The sequence below is a fragment of the Streptomyces sp. NPDC001617 genome (assembly GCF_053596855.1).
Map to the genome: position 1 here is coordinate 1 of NZ_JBSFHA010000010.1, position 18,695 is coordinate 18,695.

15 protein-coding genes and 1 pseudogene are annotated in these 18,695 nt (G+C 71.8%); 4 read left to right on the plus strand and 12 right to left on the minus strand.

The features are described from left to right. Nucleotides 1-83: 83 nt before the first annotated feature. Nucleotides 84-1,225: pseudogene (locus tag ACWC09_RS10370) on the minus strand (baeRF2 domain-containing protein). 88 nt (nucleotides 1,226-1,313) lie between these two features. Here ACWC09_RS10370 and ACWC09_RS10375 point away from each other — a divergent pair. After that, a complete protein-coding gene (locus ACWC09_RS10375; RefSeq protein WP_450850124.1) occupies nucleotides 1,314-1,562 on the plus strand; it encodes a DUF6158 family protein in 249 nt (82 codons plus the stop codon). Nucleotides 1,563-1,738: 176 nt separating this feature from the next. Here the strand turns inward: ACWC09_RS10375 and ACWC09_RS10380 are convergent, their stop codons facing one another. After that, nucleotides 1,739-2,284 carry a type 1 glutamine amidotransferase domain-containing protein gene (locus tag ACWC09_RS10380; RefSeq protein WP_450850125.1) on the minus strand — a complete coding sequence of 182 codons (546 nt, stop codon included), beginning with the start codon at nucleotides 2,282-2,284 and terminating at the stop codon, nucleotides 1,739-1,741. Nucleotides 2,285-2,616: 332 nt separating this feature from the next. Next, entirely contained in the window at nucleotides 2,617-3,009 is a 393-nt protein-coding gene (locus ACWC09_RS10385; protein WP_450850126.1) for a DUF2795 domain-containing protein, read from the minus strand. A gap of 128 nt (nucleotides 3,010-3,137) precedes the next feature. On the opposite strand from ACWC09_RS10385, the gene ACWC09_RS10390 reads away from it, so the two are divergent. Further along, a complete protein-coding gene (locus ACWC09_RS10390; RefSeq protein WP_450850127.1) occupies nucleotides 3,138-3,389 on the plus strand; it encodes a hypothetical protein in 252 nt (83 codons plus the stop codon). On the opposite strand, the gene ACWC09_RS10395 is transcribed toward ACWC09_RS10390, so the two are convergent. The 4 genes from ACWC09_RS10395 to ACWC09_RS10410 form a co-directional block, all read right to left on the minus strand. Continuing rightward, complete coding sequence (locus tag ACWC09_RS10395) at nucleotides 3,386-4,030, minus strand: methyltransferase family protein (RefSeq protein ID WP_450850128.1); 645 nt, start codon at nucleotides 4,028-4,030, stop codon at nucleotides 3,386-3,388. The genes ACWC09_RS10390 and ACWC09_RS10395 overlap by 4 nt on opposite strands. Before the next feature lie 267 nt (nucleotides 4,031-4,297). After that, nucleotides 4,298-5,104 carry a universal stress protein gene (locus ACWC09_RS10400; protein WP_450850129.1) on the minus strand — a complete coding sequence of 269 codons (807 nt, stop codon included), beginning with the start codon at nucleotides 5,102-5,104 and terminating at the stop codon, nucleotides 4,298-4,300. 181 nt (nucleotides 5,105-5,285) lie between these two features. Then, nucleotides 5,286-7,661: a glycoside hydrolase family 65 protein gene (locus ACWC09_RS10405; RefSeq protein ID WP_450850130.1), complete on the minus strand. Its 2,376-nt coding sequence runs from the start codon at nucleotides 7,659-7,661 to the stop codon at nucleotides 5,286-5,288. 54 nt (nucleotides 7,662-7,715) lie between these two features. After that, nucleotides 7,716-8,570 (minus strand): universal stress protein, encoded by an 855-nt coding sequence (locus ACWC09_RS10410; RefSeq protein ID WP_450850131.1) that lies wholly within the window; start codon nucleotides 8,568-8,570, stop codon nucleotides 7,716-7,718. A 467-nt stretch (nucleotides 8,571-9,037) separates the two neighbouring features. On the opposite strand from ACWC09_RS10410, the gene ppdK reads away from it, so the two are divergent. Further along, nucleotides 9,038-11,725, plus strand: a complete 2,688-nt coding sequence (ppdK, locus tag ACWC09_RS10415; protein ID WP_450850132.1) for a pyruvate, phosphate dikinase — start codon at nucleotides 9,038-9,040, stop codon at nucleotides 11,723-11,725. Nucleotides 11,726-11,832: 107 nt separating this feature from the next. Here ppdK and ACWC09_RS10420 read toward each other — a convergent pair whose 3' ends face one another. From ACWC09_RS10420 to ACWC09_RS10440, 5 genes are all read right to left on the minus strand, one after another. Then, on the minus strand, nucleotides 11,833-12,513 hold the full coding sequence (locus tag ACWC09_RS10420; RefSeq protein ID WP_450850133.1) for a helix-turn-helix domain-containing protein: 681 nt from the start codon (nucleotides 12,511-12,513) through the stop codon (nucleotides 11,833-11,835). An 18-nt stretch (nucleotides 12,514-12,531) separates the two neighbouring features. Beyond that, complete coding sequence (locus ACWC09_RS10425) at nucleotides 12,532-13,602, minus strand: zinc-dependent alcohol dehydrogenase family protein (RefSeq protein ID WP_450850134.1); 1,071 nt, start codon at nucleotides 13,600-13,602, stop codon at nucleotides 12,532-12,534. 294 nt (nucleotides 13,603-13,896) lie between these two features. Further along, nucleotides 13,897-14,397: a flavodoxin domain-containing protein gene (locus tag ACWC09_RS10430; RefSeq protein WP_450850135.1), complete on the minus strand. Its 501-nt coding sequence runs from the start codon at nucleotides 14,395-14,397 to the stop codon at nucleotides 13,897-13,899. Nucleotides 14,398-14,413: 16 nt separating this feature from the next. Further along, complete coding sequence (locus tag ACWC09_RS10435; protein WP_450850136.1) at nucleotides 14,414-15,145, minus strand: CBS domain-containing protein; 732 nt, start codon at nucleotides 15,143-15,145, stop codon at nucleotides 14,414-14,416. Nucleotides 15,146-15,455: 310 nt separating this feature from the next. After that, the gene (locus tag ACWC09_RS10440) at nucleotides 15,456-17,837 is read right to left on the minus strand and encodes a phosphoketolase family protein (RefSeq protein WP_450850137.1); all 2,382 of its coding nucleotides are present in this window, start codon (nucleotides 17,835-17,837) and stop codon (nucleotides 15,456-15,458) included. 40 nt (nucleotides 17,838-17,877) lie between these two features. Between ACWC09_RS10440 and ppk2 the strand changes: the two genes are divergently transcribed. Then, nucleotides 17,878-18,681 carry a polyphosphate kinase 2 gene (gene ppk2 / locus ACWC09_RS10445; protein WP_450850138.1) on the plus strand — a complete coding sequence of 268 codons (804 nt, stop codon included), beginning with the start codon at nucleotides 17,878-17,880 and terminating at the stop codon, nucleotides 18,679-18,681. Nucleotides 18,682-18,695: the final 14 nt, after the last annotated feature.

The following is an 18,695-nucleotide window of genomic DNA, read 5'->3' on the forward strand; positions in this document are numbered from 1 at the left end:
GGCCTCGTGTCCGGCCTCCCCGTCGTCTCCCGCCCGGTCCCGCCGCGCCTCCACCCCCGACCGGCCCTGAAGGGGCCTCTTCCTCAAACGCCGGACGGGCTGGTTGTGCCTACCGTCCACCGCAGGAGTGCGCCCAGGCCCCCCGCCGGTATCTGTCCCCCCGTGCCTCGGCAGCCGGGGTCACCGACAGCGCCGCCGCTCCCGTCGCCACGGCCGAGCGGATCAGGGCGTCGTCCGCCCGGGCAGGCCAGGAGTGCTGTTCGCCGAGGATCTTGAGGTCCGTGCGGCGGACCGCCAGCTGGTTCGGCTCCTCGCCGATCCATACCTCGCGGTGGGCGTCGGGGCCGTCCGGGCGGATCAGGAGTTCGTCGATGCGGTGTTCGCGGGCCGCCTCGACCAGGGCCGGTACGCCCTCGACCGCGCCGGCATGCCCCTCCGCGTCCGGTTCGCGGGCCGTGAGGAAGCGTTCCAGCTCGCGCTCCGCCCGCTGCCGTACATGCTGCTCACGGCTCCGCTCGACGTCCTCGTCCAGGAGCCTGCTGCCGGTGCCGTGCGGGGCCTCCACGGCGATCTCCCGCAGCCGCGCCGGCAGCTTGTCGTGCACGGACCGGCGCTCCCGGTCGTCACCCACCAGGACCAGCAGGTCGGCCCTGGTCTCCTCCTGGCAGGCGGCAAGGGCGTCGGCGGTCTCGGCCGCGTTGTGCTCCCAGGTGTTCTCCACCGCGAGCTGGAAGTGCCGCTCGGACCAGTCGATCGTGCGCGTACGGTGCATCGGCCACTGCCGCCCGGTCACCGAACCGGCGTCCTCCGTGCCCATCGAGCTGCGCAGCTCGAAGCGCGCGCCCCTGCGGTCGATGTACGCCACCACGCAGAGCGGGTCCTCGCCGGCCAGCTCCAGCAGGGGCGCGGTGTGCGGGAGCGGTGCCCAGTGGGCGCTGTCGCGCATCGGAGGCCGGGCCAGCGGCGGGTCGAGGACGACCTCGCCGGCGCGGGCGAACAGGGCCCGGCCGTTCGGCTCGGAGGAGTGCTGCAGCTCGTCGAGGGCCTCGCGGACGGCCCGGCAGGTCGGCTCGTCCGCGCCCTGCCGATCCAGGTCCCGGGCCAGCGCCACCGCCGTCAGATGGCGCTCGTGGGGCGTGTCCTCCGTATGCCGGGAGGTGTCGACGTACACGGAGGCCCAGGGGCCGTGATGTTCGTAAAGTGGATGCAGAAAGGCGAGATCCATGGTTCCCTCCCGGGTGCCGCTGTGCGGGTAGTGCTTCCCGGGCGGGTACCCGGACCGCAGGGACGAACACGACGAGCGGGGTACCACCATGGCCGGAGTCGACCCCACCAAGCTGGACGACCAGCAGCTCATGAAGGAGCTGGAGACGATCCACCGCACGCGCCACGACACGCTGCTGTACGGCTCGACCGACGCGCTGCGGGCCCACAACGATCGCATGGCCCAGCTGGAGGGCGAGTACCTGCGCCGCAACCCGCGGCGCATGGTGGCCGCGGGCCGCACCCGCGAGGGGGCCCGGGAGCGCCAAAGCGGGGAGTCGGTGACTCCCCGCACCTGAGCGCCGCGGCTGGGACGCCGTGCCCGGGACGCCGCTGTCGCGGATATGAACCTTCGTACGGCCTCCGCCGAGGGAGTGGGGGACCAGTTGGACGCCGAGCTCCCGCTCCGGGATCCGCTCGTGGTCGAAGCGCCGGCCCGCGCTCGCGTCGGCCGACGAGTCGTCGGCGGGGCAGGTCATCCGCCGGCCCCCTCGGCGAACACGTGCAGGAACGCGTCGCAGAACGCCTTGAGATCGTCCGGTTTGCGGCTGGTGATCAGTTTGTTGCCGCCGTGATCGCAGATCTTGACCTGCTCGTCGACCCAGGTGCCGCCCGCGTTGCGGATGTCGGTCTCCAGGCTCGGCCAGGACGTCAGCGTCCGGCCACGGACGACGTCCGCCTCGACCAGCGTCCACGGGGCGTGGCAGATCGCCGCGACCGGGCGGCCCTGCTCGAAGAAGTCCCGCACGAAAGCCACGGCGCTCTCGTCCGTACGGAGGAAGTCCGGGTTGGCCACCCCGCCCGGCAGGACCAGCCCGCCGAAGGAGTTCGCGGAGGTCTCGCCGACGACCTCGTCCACGGGAAACGTGCCCGCCTTGTCCAGGTGGTCGAAGGCCTGGATCTCACCGGACTCCGTGGACACCAGCACGGGCTCGTGGCCGGCGTCCTTCGCGGCCTGCCACGGATCGGTCAGTTCGATCTGCTCGACGCCCTCGGGTGCGGTCAGGAATGCGATCCGCATGATGCATCAACGTCCTTTCGTGACACGCCAGTTCGCTCCGCTCCGAGGCTTGCCGCACGGTCGCGCGGTGGCTCGCGACCGCTGGGTCAGGGCGGGCGAGCAGTTGGCCGTCCCGGCGGGCCTGCGGCCGGGGGCGGCAAGGCGGGCGGCCGGGGTGGCGAGGCGGCGGCCCGCGGCTCGAAGGGTTGGGCGCAGCTCTTCGGCCCTCGTGGGACCGAGCGCCGAGCCGGCGGCGTCGCGTCCCGCCGGCTCGGGGTCTGGCGCCCGCCCCGCGGGTTGCCGGGCCGACGCCTGCCACGCGCCCTCTTGGGTCGGCGCCCACCACTCGCTGCCTACCCCTGCTGCCCCCGCCCGGCCCCCACAAGGGCCTCTGCCAGACCCTGGATGGTGGTGTAGCGCGCTGCGCGTGGCAGGCGTTCCACCGGTTCCACCAGGGTGTCGGGGGCGTAGGCCCGGCGCAGGGTTCGGGTGAGTTCGCGGGGGCCCGCGGGGAACGCGTGGCGGCTCAGATAGCGGGCCAGTTCCGTGCGTACCGCCGCCAGGGACGCCGCCGGGCGTCCCGGGGTGATCGGGCCGCCGGCGACCTCGGGGTCGTCCTCGGCGGTGGGTTCCGGGTCGTGCCACTCCTCGGTCCGCGTGGGGTGCCCGGACCGGAGCAGACCCTGGAGTTCGTGCTTCATCTCCTCGTCTCGATGGACGCTCAGCCGGTCACTGCCTCGCTGCATGACTCCCTCCAGATCTTCGGGGGTCGTGACCGCGTACCCGTAGACCGGAGGCCGACACGGGGTTTGCACAGCGAAGGGCGGGAAACTCGCCACGGGCCCCCCACTCCCATCCCCGGGAGGGAACGGCCATGGCACTGCTCGCCGTGTTCATCCCGCTCCTCATGCTCGGCGTGGTGCTCGCACTGGGCCGCTATGAGGAGCTGCTGTTGCAAACGAAGACGAAGAACGCCGACGGAATCGAGGAGGCCCGCACCGGGCCGCTCGCCGCGACGCTTCCGATCAGCGTCCTGCCGACACAGGGGCCCGTCGGGACACGTGCTTCGCCGGCCGGTGCTTCAGGAACGAGGCCGTCGGAATCGGCGGGGACCTGGACGCCCTAGCGGTGGCCGTCGGCGCGGCGCAGGCCGCTCCAGGCCGGGCGTATCGAAGGTATGAGGGCCGGGACACGGGAGCGGTAGGCCTCGAAGGAGGCCCCGAAACGGTCGGCCATCATGCCGTCCTCCACCCGGACCCGGCGCAGCAGCCAGGGGACGGCGACGGCGAGGATCACGACCCAGACCCCGAAGCCGCAGGCGAGCATGGCACCGGTGACCAGTCCGAGGAGACCGGTGTAGATGGGGTGGCGGACTATCCGGTACGGGCCGTCGGTGCGCAGCTCATGGTGGTCCCGGACCATCGGGATGCTGGCCCACATGGTGCCCAGCACCCAGCGCGCCCACAGCAGCCAGACGGTGGAGGCGACGGCGAGCAGGGCGCCCAGGAGCGCGAGTTCAGGCTGCCAGAAGGCCAGGTCGTGCCACCAGGAGTCCGGGGTGTGCCGGACCAGCAGCACGAACAGATACGAACCGGCGATCAGCAGTACCCGGCGGGGCAGGGTCCGGCGCAGGTCGCTCGCCAGGCCTGCCGCCCCGGACCCTCTCTTCAGGCCGAAGTGGACGGCGCCGACGAGCCACGCCGCGACGAACACGAAGACGCATCCGGCGATGAGCGCGACGAGAGCGGAGTGCAGTGGCGAGTCCATGCCTCAAGCGTGCGCCGCGAGGGGAGCCGGCCACCACCACCCACGGGCTGAACCGCAGGCCCACCCACGGGTAGAGCCAGAGCCCACCCCCGGCTGTGCATTTCCCACCCAGGGGTGGAGCTCCCGGCACCGCGACGGGCCCACCGCGGTCGACACCGCCTGGCCGAAGGCGCGAGGGCGGAGGTCCGGTGGGAGGCCCTTCTCCAGCACCTGCCGGGGGCCGGGCCGCTCAGCTCCAGTGTGGTGCGGTTCGTCCTCCAGACGCGGCTACCGTCCTTCCGCGCGTATCACGACGACCGGGCAGTCCGAGTGGTTCAGCGCCACCCGGCTGACCGGGCTCCCCAGCCCGTCCGCAAGACCGCCCCTGCCCTCCGCTCCGACCACCATGAGCTGAGCGGTGGTGCTCGCCTCGACGAGCGCTCGACGGATACCTCGGCGGACGTGGGCATGGTGCACGACGACGTCCGGATACTTCTCCCTCAACGAAGGCAGAGCATCCGCGAGTTCGTGATGCGGCAAGGCGTCGCCCGGCTTCGTCCCGTCCAGCACCAGCAGGTCCGCACCACGCCGGGACGCCTCGGCGAAGGCGAACTCCGCCGCCGCCCGCACCTTCGGCGTGTGGCTCCCGACCAGCACGACAGGACCGGCCGGGTCCGGCCTGCCCCGCACCACCAGCAGTGGTGAACTTCCATGAGCCACCAGCTGCCCGGCGACCGAGCCGCCACGCCGGCCGGGCGGACGGCTGCCGACGACGGTCAGGGCGGCCTCACGGGACTCGGTCGCCAGCACCCTCACGGGTTCGCCCATGAGGACGTCCTGCGTGACGTGCACGGAGGGTGCCGCGCGGTGGGCCCGGGACTCGGCCTCGGCCAGCGCGCCGTTGACGACGCCACGCACGCCGGCGCCGCCGCGATCCCACGGTGGCACGCCGGGCGGCACATGGGCCGACGGCCAGACCAGGGCGTGCGCCAGCCGGAGCTCCACCCCGAGCCGGTCCGCCTCCCGCGCCGCGGTTTCCACGGCGGCCATGCTCGACTGCGAGCCATCGACTCCCACCACGACCGGACCGCTCATGACGGCCCTCCTTTTCCCTCACGCAGCCTCAGGACGGTCCTGCTTCCCGGACTCAGAGTCGCCCCGCGACCTGACGCCCCGACAGGGCCGGACGGTCCCCTCGGACCCGGCGTCCGGCCCCGCCCCACGAGGATCGGGGCACGCGCCCGCCCCGACCGGAAAGGCCCTCACCACGGTCCCGTCAGTCCGAGAGAATGAGTCGGCATGTCTCTCCGGGTTGCACGGACACCGCGCGGTCCGGCAGCCGGATGTCGATCGGGGCGCGGTCGGACGCCGGGACCTCGATGTCCAGCCGCTCACGCTCCAGACGCAGTCGTACGCCCCAATGCCCCCGGTAACGCAGGGAGAAGCCGTACGACGACAGTTCCGGCAGCGGCACGGGGTCGAGCCACAGGGCGTCGGCGCGGGTCTCCAGTCCGGTCAGTCCCCGCTGAACGAGGTCGAGCGTGCCGGCCATGGCGCCCAGATGGATGCCCTCCGCGGTGGTGCCGCCCTGTAGATCCGCGATGTCGCCGCGCAGCGCCTCCTGGCAGTACGTCCAGGCCTCCGCGCGCCGTGCACGGGCCAGGACCCAGCCGTGGACCAGGCCGCTGAGGGTGGAGCCGTGGCTGGTGCGGCGCAGGTAGTGGTCGACCGTACGGTGCCAGGTGTCCTCGTCGAGGCGGTAGCCCAATCGCTCGAAGACTTCCTGCAGTTCGGCCGGTGAGAAGAGGTAGCCGAGCATCAGCACATCGGCCTGTTTCGATGCCTGGTAGCGGTTGACCGTGTCGTTCTCCGCCTCCAGGATCCGGTCCAGTCGGCGGATGTCGTGGTACCGCCTCCGGTAGCCGTCCCAGTCGAGTTCGGCGAGGTCGCCGTAGCCCTCGAACTGGCTGATGACCCCGCTGTGGAAGGGCACGTGCAGGGTGCGGGACACGTCCTCCCACTCTTCGATCTCACCGGCGTCCAGCCCGGTGCACTCGACGAGTTCGCGCCGTCGGGGCTCGGGCAGGGCCCGCAGGAGTTCCAGCGTGCGGGTGAGCACCCAGGCGGCGGTGACGTTGGTGTACGCGTTGTCGTCGAGGCCGGGCTCCTTCGCGTCGGGATAGGCGTCGTGGTACTCGTCGGGGCCGACCACGCCTCGGATGCGATGGCGCCCGAGGTGTTCGTCCCAGGTGGCCGAGTCCGCCCAGAAGCGGGCGATCTGCAGCAGCATCTCGGCGCCCTTGGTGTGCAGGAACTCGGTGTCGCCGCTGGCCTCGCAGTACCGCCACACGTTGTACGCGATCGCCGAGCCGACATGGTGCTGGAGGTGGGAGTGGTCCGGCAGCCAGCGCCCCGAACGCGGGTTGAGATGCAGTTCCTGCGTCTCTTCGTGGCCGTCGCTGCCGCTCTGCCACGGGTACAGGGCACCGCGCCGGCCGATCGCGCGTGCGCTGGCGCAGGCCTGGTCCAGGCGGCGGTGGCGGTAGCGGAGCAGGGCGCGGGACACCTCGGGGAAGTGCAGGTCGAGGTACGGCAGGACGAACAGCTCGTCCCAGAAGACATGGCCGCGGTAGGCCTCTCCGTGCAGTCCCCGGGCCGGGACTCCGACGTCGAGGTCCGCCGTGTGCGGGGAGAGGGTCTGCAGGACGTGGAACAGGTGCAGTCGCAGGATGTGGCCGGCCTCTCCGGGGACGTCGAGGTCGGCCCGTCGCCACAACTGGTCCCACGCCGTCAGATGCGCCTCCAGCAGCTCGTCGAATCCCGGTGCCGCGGTCACCCGGTCGACGGCGGCGCGGAGCGGGTCACTGATCGCGGGATCGCGCGAGGTGTGCACGGCGACGGTCTTGTCGACCGTGACGGTTCGGCCGGGGGCCAGTCGCAGGCGTGTGCGCTGGACGGCGCGCGAGGGTTCGTGCGCGTCCGACACCGGCTCATCGGCGGTCAGACGCGCCGCCAGCGCGATCCGGATGTCCGAGCTTCGGGTACGGCAACGCAGCCACACCGTGTCCGGGGCGGCGGTGCCCGTGTGCACGTGGGTCAGGTGACGGCCGTCCAGGTCCCGGTAGCGAGCCACGCCCGAGTTGGTGACGCTCCCGTCGAGCGCGGCCTCGACGTCCAGCTCTCCCGTGCAGCCCTCGGCGGTGAACTCGGTGCGCAGGGCGGCCAGATGGGGGTCGGCCATGTGCACCAGCCGCTGCTGCCGCACCGACAACACCTGCCCGGCCCCGAGCCGATACCGGGTTCGGCGTTCCAGCGACCCGCACGACAGATGCAGGACGAGCCGGTGATCGAGCACGGTCGCCGTGTCCGGCGTGAGCCACTCCCCGCCGGCGAGCCGGAAGCGCAGCGGCAGCCAGTTCGGCAGATTGACCATGTCCTCGTTCTCGACCCGGCGCCCGGCCACCTCCGAGGTGAGGCGGTCGTAGCAGCCGGCCGCGTAGGTGCCCGGGTAGTGGATCTCGTCCGCCCCGCATTCCGGAAACGCCCCGCGGGTGGTGAGATACCCGTTCCCCAGGGCGCACAGCGACTCCCTCAGACGCTCGGCGGCAGGTTCGTAGCCGTCGTACTCCCATATCCAGGACGTCACCGACATCCCCCCTCCTTGAGCAGCTCCGCGAGGTCGTGTACGAGGGGCCGGGGACGACGTTCACACCAGCTGGGGGACGACTGCCACCGGGCAGTGCGCGTGGTGCAGCAGGGTGTGGCTGACCCGGCCGAGTTGCAGGCCGACGTGGCCCTGCCTGCGACGCGCCCCGATGATCACGAGGTCGGCGGCGGCTGAACGGTTGACGAGGATGGTGCGGGCCGACCCCTCGGCCGTGGCACGGCGCACCCGGACACCCGGGTGCTCGGCCATGGCATCGCGCAGCAGTTCGTCGAGTTGGGCCGAGGCCTGTTCCTCGTGCCGGTGCAGGGAGTCCGCGTCTTCGTGCGCGGGGCAGCGCCAGGCGCGTACGACGTCCAGGGCACATCCGCGTGCCCCGGCCTCGCGGAAGGCGAAGCGTACGGCCTCACCGCCGGTGGCCGGATCTCCCGCGCCGAGCAGGATCCGCTCGTGCGCGCCGGCCACGCCTGCCGTGTCGCCCCTGACCACGATCACCGGGCAGTGCGCGCGGGCCGCCACGGCCAGGCCGACCGACCCGAGCAGCAGGCCCTGCAGCTCACCGCGGCCTCGTGCTCCCGTCACCAGGGCGAAGGCGTTGTTGCCCGCATGCAGCAGGGCGTCGGCCGCTTCGGCGGGAACGACGTCGGTGAACACCTTCGCATCCGGGTCACGCCGTGCGGCACGCTCCGCCGCCGAGGCGACGATGTGCTCGGCCAGTACGCGCCCGGAGGGGCGTTCCTGTCCGCTCGACGGGACGGCCCCCTCGTACCGCTCCCAGAGAGACGCGTACACCAACCGCAGCGGCAGACCGTGGCGGGCGGCTTCGTCCACCGCCCAGTCGACGGCCGTCAGGCTCGCGTCCGATCCGTCGACGCCCACGACCAGGGGGAGTGTCATCGCCCTCACCGCCTTCCGCCGGGCCGCCCCGCAGGACAACCAGGGTTCTTCCCTCACCGTCGCATGCGTCGGCAGGCGGTGCGAGGGGAGGACGGGCCACTGCCGGGGGACGTTCGGCCCATGCCGTCGGCGGTCGGCGGTGATCCCGCAGTCGACCCACCCGCACGGCTCGGGACGTGCCGGCCGGCCCGCTCGCGCTCTCACGGAGTCCGTCATCAGCGATGTCTTCGTCAGTGGCCCACGGCGGGTGACGTCACGGGTTCCGGGCACGGCGGCCGAAGGTCCGGCGGTCGCCTCTGCCGTGCGGGGACGCCCCATGGATGCTCGGCTCGCCCCCCGCCGACGTGGCCCTGGGGCCGTTCGGCCCCACGGCGAGGACGGACAGCACCTGCCGGTTCGCCCGGCACCGTTCGACGCTGGGCCTGCGTCGTGATCGAAGAGCCTGCCGAGCCGAGGAGCGTAGTGTGATGGGCCGTTACGTGTACGACTTCAGCGAGGGCCGCCGGGAGATGGCGGATCTGCTGGGAGGCAAGGGCGCGAACCTGGCCGAGATGACCCGGCTGGGCCTACCGGTCCCGCCCGGCTTCACCGTGACCACGGACGCCTGCCGGGCCTTCTTCGCGACCGGTGCCGAGCCGGAGGGCATGTCGGCCGAGGTCGCCCGGCACCTGTCCGCGCTGGAGGACTCCGCCGGACGCCGGCTCGGACAGCCGGACGATCCGCTGCTGGTGTCCGTCCGGTCCGGGGCGCGATTCTCCATGCCCGGCATGATGGAGACCGTCCTGGACATCGGCCTGAACGACGAGTCCGTCCTGGGTCTCGCCAAGACCTCCGGCAGTGATCGCTTCGCCTGGGACTCCTACCGCCGACTCGTCCAGATGTTCGGCAGCACGGTCATGGGTGTCGACGGCGCCCGGTTCGACGAAGCCATGAACCTGCTCAAGGAGGCCCGCGAAGCCCCCGACGACCTGCATCTGGACGCGAACGACCTCGCCGGCCTGGTGGAGACGTACAAGCGGCTGATCCTCGACGAGACGGGCCGGGCATTCCCCCAGGCGCCCGCCGAGCAGCTGAGCCTGGCGATCCTCGCCGTGTTCCGGTCCTGGAACGGCGAGCGCGCCCGCCTGTACCGCCACCGGGAACACATCCCCGACGACCTGGGTACGGCGGTCACCGTGCAGCGCATGGTGTACGGCAATCTCGGCCCCGACTCCGGCAGCGGCGTCGCCTTCACCCGCGACCCGGCCACCGGCCGGCCCGGCCTGTACGGCGACTACCTGCCCAACGCCCAGGGCGAGGACGTCGTCGCGGGTATCCGCAACACCGTGCCGCTGGCCGAGCTGGAGCAACTGGACCCGGACTCCTACCGGCGGCTGCGTGACCACATGGAGAGCCTGGAGAGGCACTACCGCGACCTGTGCGACATCGAGTTCACCATCGAGCGCGGCACGCTGTGGATGCTGCAGACCAGGGTGGGCAAGCGCACCGCCGAGGCCGCCTTCGCCATCGCCGCCGAGCTGGTGGAGGAAGGGCAGATCACGGCCGAGGAGGCGCTGGCCCGGGTCAGCGGGGACGGCCTGGCCCGGCTGATGTTCCCGCGCTTCGACGCCGACGCCACCGGCGAGGCGCTCGCTCACGGCCTCCCGGCCTCTCCGGGCGCGGCAGTCGGCGCGGCGGTGTTCGACTCCGCCGAGGCCGTACGGCGTGCCGCGGCCGGCGAGAAGGTCGTACTCGTCCGCCAGGAGACCACCCCCGACGACCTGCCCGGCATGGTCGCCGCCGAGGCGGTGCTGACCAGCCGGGGCGGAAAGACGAGCCACGCTGCCGTGGTCGCCCGGGGCATGGGCAAGGTGTGCGTGTGCGGCGCCGAGGAACTCACCGTGGACACCGAGGCCCGGCGCTTCACCGCCGCCGACGGGACGGTCGTCGACGAAGGCACGGTCATCTCGGTGGACGGCTCCGCAGGCGCCGTGTACGCGGGTGCGGCACCGCTGGTCGCCTCCGAGGCGATGCGGTACCTGGAGACCGGTGAGCAGTCCGGCGGCGTCGTGGCCGCGGTGGCCGACGCCCTCGAACAGGCCGACTCCGTACGGCGGTTGGAGGTGCGGGCCAATGCCGACACCCCCGAGGACGCGGCGCGTGCCCGCCGGTTCGGTGCGCAGGGCATCGGACTGTGCCGCACCGAGCACATGTTCCTCGGCGAGCGGCGCAAGCTGGTCGAGGACATGATCCTGGCCCGCACGGAAGCCGAGCGCGAGCAGGCGCTGGCGGCTCTTCTGCCGCTTCAACGACAGGACTTCGTCGGCATCCTGGAGGCGATGGACGGCCTGCCCGTCACGATCCGCCTGCTGGACCCGCCGCTGCACGAGTTCCTGCCCGACCGTACCCGACTCGCCGTGCGCATCGCCGCCGCGGAGGCCCGCGGTGAGCAACCGGACGCGCACGAGGTCGAGTTGCTCGAAGCGGTGAACCGCATGCACGAGGAGAACCCGATGCTCGGCCTGCGGGGTGTGCGCCTCGGACTGGTCGTTCCGGGCCTGGTCGCCATGCAGGTGCGGGCCGTCGCCGAAGCCGTCGTGGCCCGCACCCGGGCCGGGGGCTCACCGCGGGCGGAGATCATGGTGCCGCTGGTCGGTGCCGTCGAGGAGCTGCGGATCGAGCGCGTGGAGGTCGAGCGGGTGCTCGCCGAGGTGTCGCAGGAGTCCGGCGTGCCCGTGCGCTGCCCGGTCGGCACGATGATCGAGCTGCCCCGCGCCGCGCTCACCGCCGGCCGGATCGCCGAGGAGGCGGAGTTCTTCTCCTTCGGCACGAACGACCTGACCCAGACCACCTGGGGCTTCTCCCGCGACGACGTCGAGGCGGCCTTCTTCTCCGCGTACCTCGACAAGGGCGTCTTCCTCGCCTCGCCCTTCGAGACGATCGACCGCGACGGCGTGGGCCGACTGGTGCGTATCGCCGTCGAGGAAGGCCGTGCCACGCGCCCCGACCTGAAGATCGGCGTGTGCGGCGAACACGGCGGTGACCCCGACTCCGTCCACTTCTTCCACGCGGCGGGACTTGACTACGTCTCCTGCTCTCCGTTCCGGGTTCCGGTGGCCCGTCTGGAGGCGGGCCGGGCGGCCCTGCCCGAGGGCGGGGGCAGCGACAGCCGGTGAGGCCGCAGTGAGTCGAACCGACAGCGCTCGACCCGGGAGTCAGTGAACGCAGGAGCGGCACCGATCCACTCGGTGCCGCTCCTGCCGGACCTGGGGTGTCCGGGTCGTCATACGGCGATCCGGCGTCCCGTGACCTCGTGCGGCTCCACCCGCACCCAAAGGTCACGGTGGCCGCCCGCCCACGGCGCGCTGTACGCCCGTTCGTCGAGCCGGCGTGTCTCGTGGGGGTCCGTGACGGTTCGTGCGGGGCCGCGTACGAGCACACTCCAGCCGGTGCTGAAGGCATCGTCGATGCGGTCGACCTCGAAGGCCACCTGATGACCGGACGCCAACGACGGTGTCGTACCGGAGGCCGTCCGGAAGACGATCGTGGCGTCGACGACGCTGTAGTTGACCGGCACAATGGCCGGCCCCTCGGCGGTGGGCACCGCGATTCTCCCCACGCCGTGCCTGCCGAGCAGGGACCAGCACTCGTCCCTGCTCAGCTCGGTGAACTCGGGACTGCGGGCGGCCTGTTCGAGCCCGGGCGGCAGCTCATCGGCTCCGCCGGTGAGCTCCGACACCGTGGTGTCCAGGACCGCGGCCAGACTCAGGAGCGTGCCCCTGTTCGGTGCGGCACCGGGATGCTCCTCCAGGTGCTTCAGGTAGCTGGGCGCCATGCCCGCCCGGGTGGCGATCTCCTCTCGGGCCAGGCCCAGATGAGCGCGCCGAGCGGCGAGGCGGCGTCCCAGGTCGCCCAGAGGGCGTTCCGCCGCTGTGTCGGCATCGGTCCGTGTCCGGTCGGGCATGGTCGTCACGTCCCTTCGTCAGACCGTGCGCACGGCGACGGTCTGGTGCTGCTCCTCGCCGAGTACGACCTTGAGGGCGCCGGTGTCGCCCGCGCGGGCGAAGACGTCGTACGCCTCTTCCATCTGGTCGAGCGGGAAGGTGTGGGTGACCAGCTGCGTGGAGGGCAGCCGGCCGGCGGCGGCCATCCGCAGCAGAGTGGGGGTGGAGTAGGTGTCGACCAGCCCGGTGGTGATGGTGACGTTCTTGATCCACAGGTCCTCGAGGTGCAGGGTCGCCGGTGCGCCGTGCACGCCGACGTTGGCGACGTGCCCGCCGGGCCGGACCATGCGGGTGCACAGTTCGAAGCTCTCCGGAACGCCCACGGCCTCGATGACGACGTCCGCGCCGAGCCCGTCGGTCAGGTCGGCGACCAGCTGCTCCGGAGTCTCCCGGGCGTCGGCCACCGCGTCGGCGCCGAGCTTCCGGGCGGCCTCCAGCCGGGCGGCGGCCAGGTCCACGGCGACGATCCGTTCGGGGGAGAACAGCTGGGCCGTGGCGATCGCCGCCAGTCCGATCGGGCCGGCTCCGACCACGACGACGGTGTCTCCGGGACGCACGTGTCCGTTGAGCACGCCGACTTCGTACGAGGTCGGGAAGATATCGGCCAGCAGCACGGCGTCCTTGCCGTCCATGGCGGTGGGCAGGGGGTGCACGGACAGGTCGGCGTAGGGGACGCGGACGTACTCGGCCTGGGTGCCGTCGATCAGGTGGCCGAGGATCCAGCCTCCGCCGCCCCGGCACTGGCCGTACATTCCCTGGCGGCAGTAGGCGCACCGCCCGCACGCGCTGATGCAGGAGACCAGGACCCGGTCTCCCGGCCGCACGGTGCGGACGTCGCTGCCGACCTCGACGATCTCGCCGACCGCCTCGTGCCCCAGCACGGTGCCGGGGCGCACCTCGGGGACGTCGCCCTTGAGGATGTGCAGGTCGGTGCCGCAGATGGTGACGGCCCCGACGCGTACGATCGCGTCGGTGGGATCCTTGACGGCCGGGTCCGGTACCTCTTGCCAGGCGGACTGTCCGGCGCCGTGGAACACGAAGCCTTTCATGACGCTCCTCACCCCGCTCGATCGGTTGCGGAGCCGGGGTCCGGCGGCGAGGACTCGGTCGCCAGGACGGCCCTGGCGGCGCCCGCGTGCCGGTTGTGCCCCGCACGTCCAGCCTGGTCCGTGTGGGCGCGAGCCGCTTGGGCCGTTCGGGCCACTTCCCCCGACCGGGCGGGGTCGTCACGCACGGCGGCCATGCGGCGCCGTCCGGGGCCACCGGGCCCGCCCATCCCGGGACCGTTCGGCCCTTCCGCACCGTCCGGCGGCGCGGCTGTGACCCGGTTGGCTCCAGGACGCCTACGCACCACCCGCCAGGTCATCGGCGACTCGCCCCGCCCACGCCTCGATCTGAGCGAAGTCCCGGAAGTCCCCGGCCTTCCCGGAGCGCACGATCATGCGGGCCACCCATCCCTTCGCGCCTTCCTCCAGGCACCCGCCGAAGGTGATGTGTTCCCGGGCGTCCAGCCGTTTCATGGCCTTCTTCACGTCGGTCACGGGCGGGATGTCCCGCTCGGAGGCCGAGGCGTCGAGCGGTCCGCTGCTGAAGAGCCAGAGTGGGCGTTCGGCGAGGGTCCGGGCGTGCCGTCGGACGAAGCGGCGGGCGTCCTTGTGCCAGCGGCCGGCGTACAGACCGCCGCCGACCACGACCGCGTCGTACGAGGACGCGCTCGCCACCGACCGGGCGGGCACCGCATCCACCGTCAGTCCGGCCTTGCGCAGCACCTCGGCGATGGCTTCGGCTATCTGCGCGGTCGATCCGTTCGTCGTTCCGTAGGCCACCAACACCTTGCTGGTCATGGCGGTCCACCTCCTCTCAGAGCCGGCGCAGCCAGTCGTCGGCCACGCCGTGCAGCGCCTGGTCGTCGGGCCGCAGCCGTGCGTCGTCCAGCCGGTAGGTGAGCTGGTCGACCACGGCGACCACACCGTCGATCTGGCGGGTCATCGAGACGGCGATCTCCGTCTCGCTCTTGCGCTCCATCTGGCCGGTGAGGGTGACGACGCCCTCCGTCACCGAGACCTCGACACTGTGCGGGGGCAGCCACAGGGCGCGCACGAGCACGTCCTGGACGACCAGTTCACGGATCTCCGCGTCGGGCCGCAGGAAGACCTGGAGCAGGTCCCGACGGGTGACGATGCCGACCAGCCGGTCCGCCTCGTCGAGGACCGGCAGCCGCTCGATGTGCCGCTGGGCCATGGTCCGTGCGGCCTCGACGATGGTGTCGTCGGCGTGCACGGTGACCGGCGGTTCGGTCATCAGCTGACCGGCGGTGCGGGCCCCCGCCTTCGCGGCCTGCCGCCGGGCGCTGCGCGTCAGCGCGGCGAGCGGCCGACGGCGCGGGTGTTCGTACGGGTCGGGGGTCGCCGCCTGGCGCACCACGAGGTCCGTCTCGGAGATGACGCCGATCACCTTGTCGTCCTCGTCGACCACGGGCAGTCCGCTGATCCGGTGGTCGGCGAGCAGCTGCGCCACCTCCTTGAACGGGGTGTCGTACCCGGCTCGGACGACGTCACTGGTCATCACGGAGCCAACCTTGTTGTGCTTCATGGCTGTTCCCTCCGGCTCGGGATCGACGGGGTCGGCTGAGCACGTCGTCGGCCATCGGGAGATCTCCTCCAGGCCTCTTACGTCACTTCGAGCATCCAGCGGATCGGCGAGCGGCCCCATGGGCTGTCCGGGGTGGACCCGGGGCCGGTCGGCCCAACGTTCTCCGCCGGCTCCGGCACCACGAGCCTCACGGCACGGGTGGCTCCCGTGCTGGTCGGGACGATGCCGGCCGTGGATGGTGGTCATGACACCGCGGTCGATTCCGGGCACCGCCCTTCAGGTGCGGCACTCCTCTCGCAGGCAGAGGTGTTCACGCGTTCCAGGTCCAGTCCGCGACCTCGGGCAGATCGGTGCCGTGTTCGCGGATCCACCTCTGGTGGCGGGTGCGGGCGTCGGCCATCTGCTGGCGAACGGCGGCGGCGCGCACGGCGAGGCCGGGGACGCGGTCGATCACGTCCATGACGAGGCGGTAGCGGTCGAGGTCGTTGCGGACGACCATGTCGAAGGGGGTGGTCGTGGAGCCGGACTCCTTGTAGCCGCGCACGTGCAGGTTCTGGTGGCCGGTGCGGCGGTAGGCGAGGCGGTGGATGAGCCACGGGTAGCCGTGGTAGGCGAAGATCACCGGTTTGTCGGCGGTGAACAGGCCGTCGTACTCGAAGTCGCTCATGCCGTGCGGGTGTTCCTCGCGCGGCATCAGCCGGGTCATGTCGACGACGTTGACCACGCGTACGGCGAGCTCGGGCAGGTTGCGGCGCAGCAGCTGGGCGGCGGCCAGGACCTCCTGGGTGGGCACATCGCCGGCGCAGGCCAGGACGACGTCGGGTTCGCCGCCGTTGTCGGTGCCGGCCCACTCCCAGATGCCGGCGCCGCGCGCGCAGTGGGCGCGTGCCTGCTCCATGGACAGCCAGTCGAAGCAGGGCTGCTTGCCGGCCACGATCACGTTGACGTAGTCGCGGCTGCGCAGGGCGTGGTCGGCCACGGAGAGCAGGGTGTTGGCGTCCGGCGGCAGATAGACCCGGACGACCTCGGGGCTCTTGTTGAGGACATGGTCGACGAAGCCGGGGTCCTGGTGGGAGAAGCCGTTGTGGTCCTGACGCCAGACGTGCGAGGTGAGCAGGTAGTTGAGGGAGGCGATGGGGGCACGCCAGGGCAGCTCCCTGGATGTCTTCAGCCACTTGATGTGCTGGTTGACCATGGAGTCGACGATGTGCACGAAGGCTTCGTAGCACGAGAACAGTCCGTGCCGGCCGGTGAGGAGGTAGCCCTCCAGCCAGCCCTGGCAGGTGTGTTCCGAGAGGATCTCCAGCACCCGGCCGTGCCGGTCGAGGTGTTCGTCGACCGGCAGGTGCTCGGCCTGCCAGGCCTTGCCGCTCGCGTCGAGGACGGCCTGGAGACGGTTGGAGGCGGTCTCGTCCGGGCCGACGAGCCGGAAGTTCCGGCTGGAGTGGGTGTCCAGCATGACCTGCTCCAGCAGGTCACCGAGGACCCGGGTCGGCTCGTGCAGCGTCGTGCCGGGCTTGTCGACCGGCACGGCGAAGTCGTCCAGGGAGCGGATGGGCAGATCATGGACGAGGAGGCCCCCGTTGGCGTGCGGGGTGGCACCCAGACGGTGGGCGCCGTCGGGAACGCAGGCGAGGACGTCGGCGACCGGGCGGCCGTCCGGGCGGAACAGCTCCTCGGGCCGGTACGAGCGCAGCCACGTCTCCAACTGCCGCAAGTGCTCCGGGTTCTCGCGTACGGCGGCCAGCGGCACCTGATGCGCCCGCCAGGTCCCCTCGACCGGCAGACCGTCGACCTCGGCGGGGCCGGTCCAGCCCTTCGGGGTCCTGAGCACGATCACCGGCCAGTGCACCCGCTCGGGGACGCCGTCCTCGCGGGCCGAGCGCTGCATCACCGCGATGCGGTCCAGCGCCCGGTCGAGTGCCCGGGCCATCGCCCGGTGCACCGTGAGCGGGTCGTCCCCGCTCACGTGGATCGGCTCGTGGCCGTATCCCCGCAGCAGCGCGTCGAGTTCGTGCTCCGGGAGGCGGGCCAGCACGGTCGGGTTGGAGATCTTGTAGCCGTTGAGGTGGAGGATCGGCAGGACCGCGCCGTCGTGTACGGGGTCGAGGAACTTGTTCGCGTGCCAGGAGGCCGCCAGCGGGCCGGTCTCCGCCTCGCCGTCGCCGATCACACAGGCGACCACGAGGTCCGGGTTGTCGAAGGCGGCGCCGTACGCGTGCGAGAGCGAGTACCCGAGCTCACCGCCCTCGTGAATCGACCCCGGCGTCTCCGGCGCCACATGGCTGGGCACCCCGCCGGGGAAGGAGAACTGCCGGAAGAGTCGCTCCATCCCCTGCGCGTCCCGCGGCACGTTGGGGTAGGTCTCGCTGTAGCTGCCCTCCAGCCAGGAGTTGGCGAGGACGGAGGGGCCGCCGTGCCCGGGGCCCCACACGCACAGGGCGTCCAGGCCACGCGCCTTGATCACGCGGTTGAGGTGGGTGTACACGAGGTTCAGTCCGGGCGAGGTGCCCCAGTGGCCCAGCAGCCGGGGCTTGATGTGCTCCGGCCTCAACGGCTCGGTCAGCAGGGGGTTGGACATCAGGTAGATCTGGCCCGCGGTCAGGTAGTTGGCGGCCCGCCAGTGGGCGTCCAGGGTGCGCAGTTCGTCGTCGGAAAGTACGGTGGCGTCCTGGTGTTCGACCTTGGACATGGGATGGCTCCGTAGTAGGTCATCGGGTGGTGGAGGCGGCATGGCCGGCAAGGATGCGGTGAGGCTGCCGCGCAAGGTGTACGAGAAGGAACTGCTGCGCCTGCAGACGGAGTTGGTGAAGCTGCAGGAGTGGGTGCGGGCGGAGGGCGCCCGGGTGGTCGTCGTGTTCGAGGGGCGGGACGCGGCCGGCAAGGGCGGCACGATCAAGCGGGTCGCCGAACACCTCAACCCGCGTGTCGCCCGGATCGCGGCGCTGCCCAAGCCGACCGAGCGCGAGCGCACGCAGTGGTACTTCCAGCGGTACGTGGAGCATCTGCCGGCCGCCGGGGAGATCGTGCTGTTCGACCGGTCCTGGTACAACCGGGCCGGCGTCGAGCACGTGATGGGTTTCTGTACGAGGCAGGAGTACCAGCTCTTCCTCCGCCAGTGCCCGATCTTCGAGCGGATGCTGGTCGAGGCGGGGATCGTGCTGCGCAAGTACTGGTTCTCGGTGAGCGACACCGAGCAGCAGGAGCGGTTCCGGCGCCGTCTGGAGGATCCCCTGCGGCGCTGGAAGCTGTCGCCGATGGACCTGGAGTCGATCACCCGCTGGGAGGCGTACTCCCGGGCCAAGGACGAGATGCTGGTGCACACCGACATCTCGGAGGCGCCGTGGTACGTCGTGGAGAGCGACGACAAGCACCGGGCGCGGCTGAACATGATCGCCCACCTGCTGGACTCCGTGCCGTACCGCGAGGTGCCGCCGCCGGTGCTGGAGCTGCCCGAGCGTCCGGCGGCGACCGGCTACGAGCGCCCGCCGCGCGATCTGCAGACCTACGTCCCCGATCACGCGGCGCGTCTCTGAGCAGCCGCTCATCG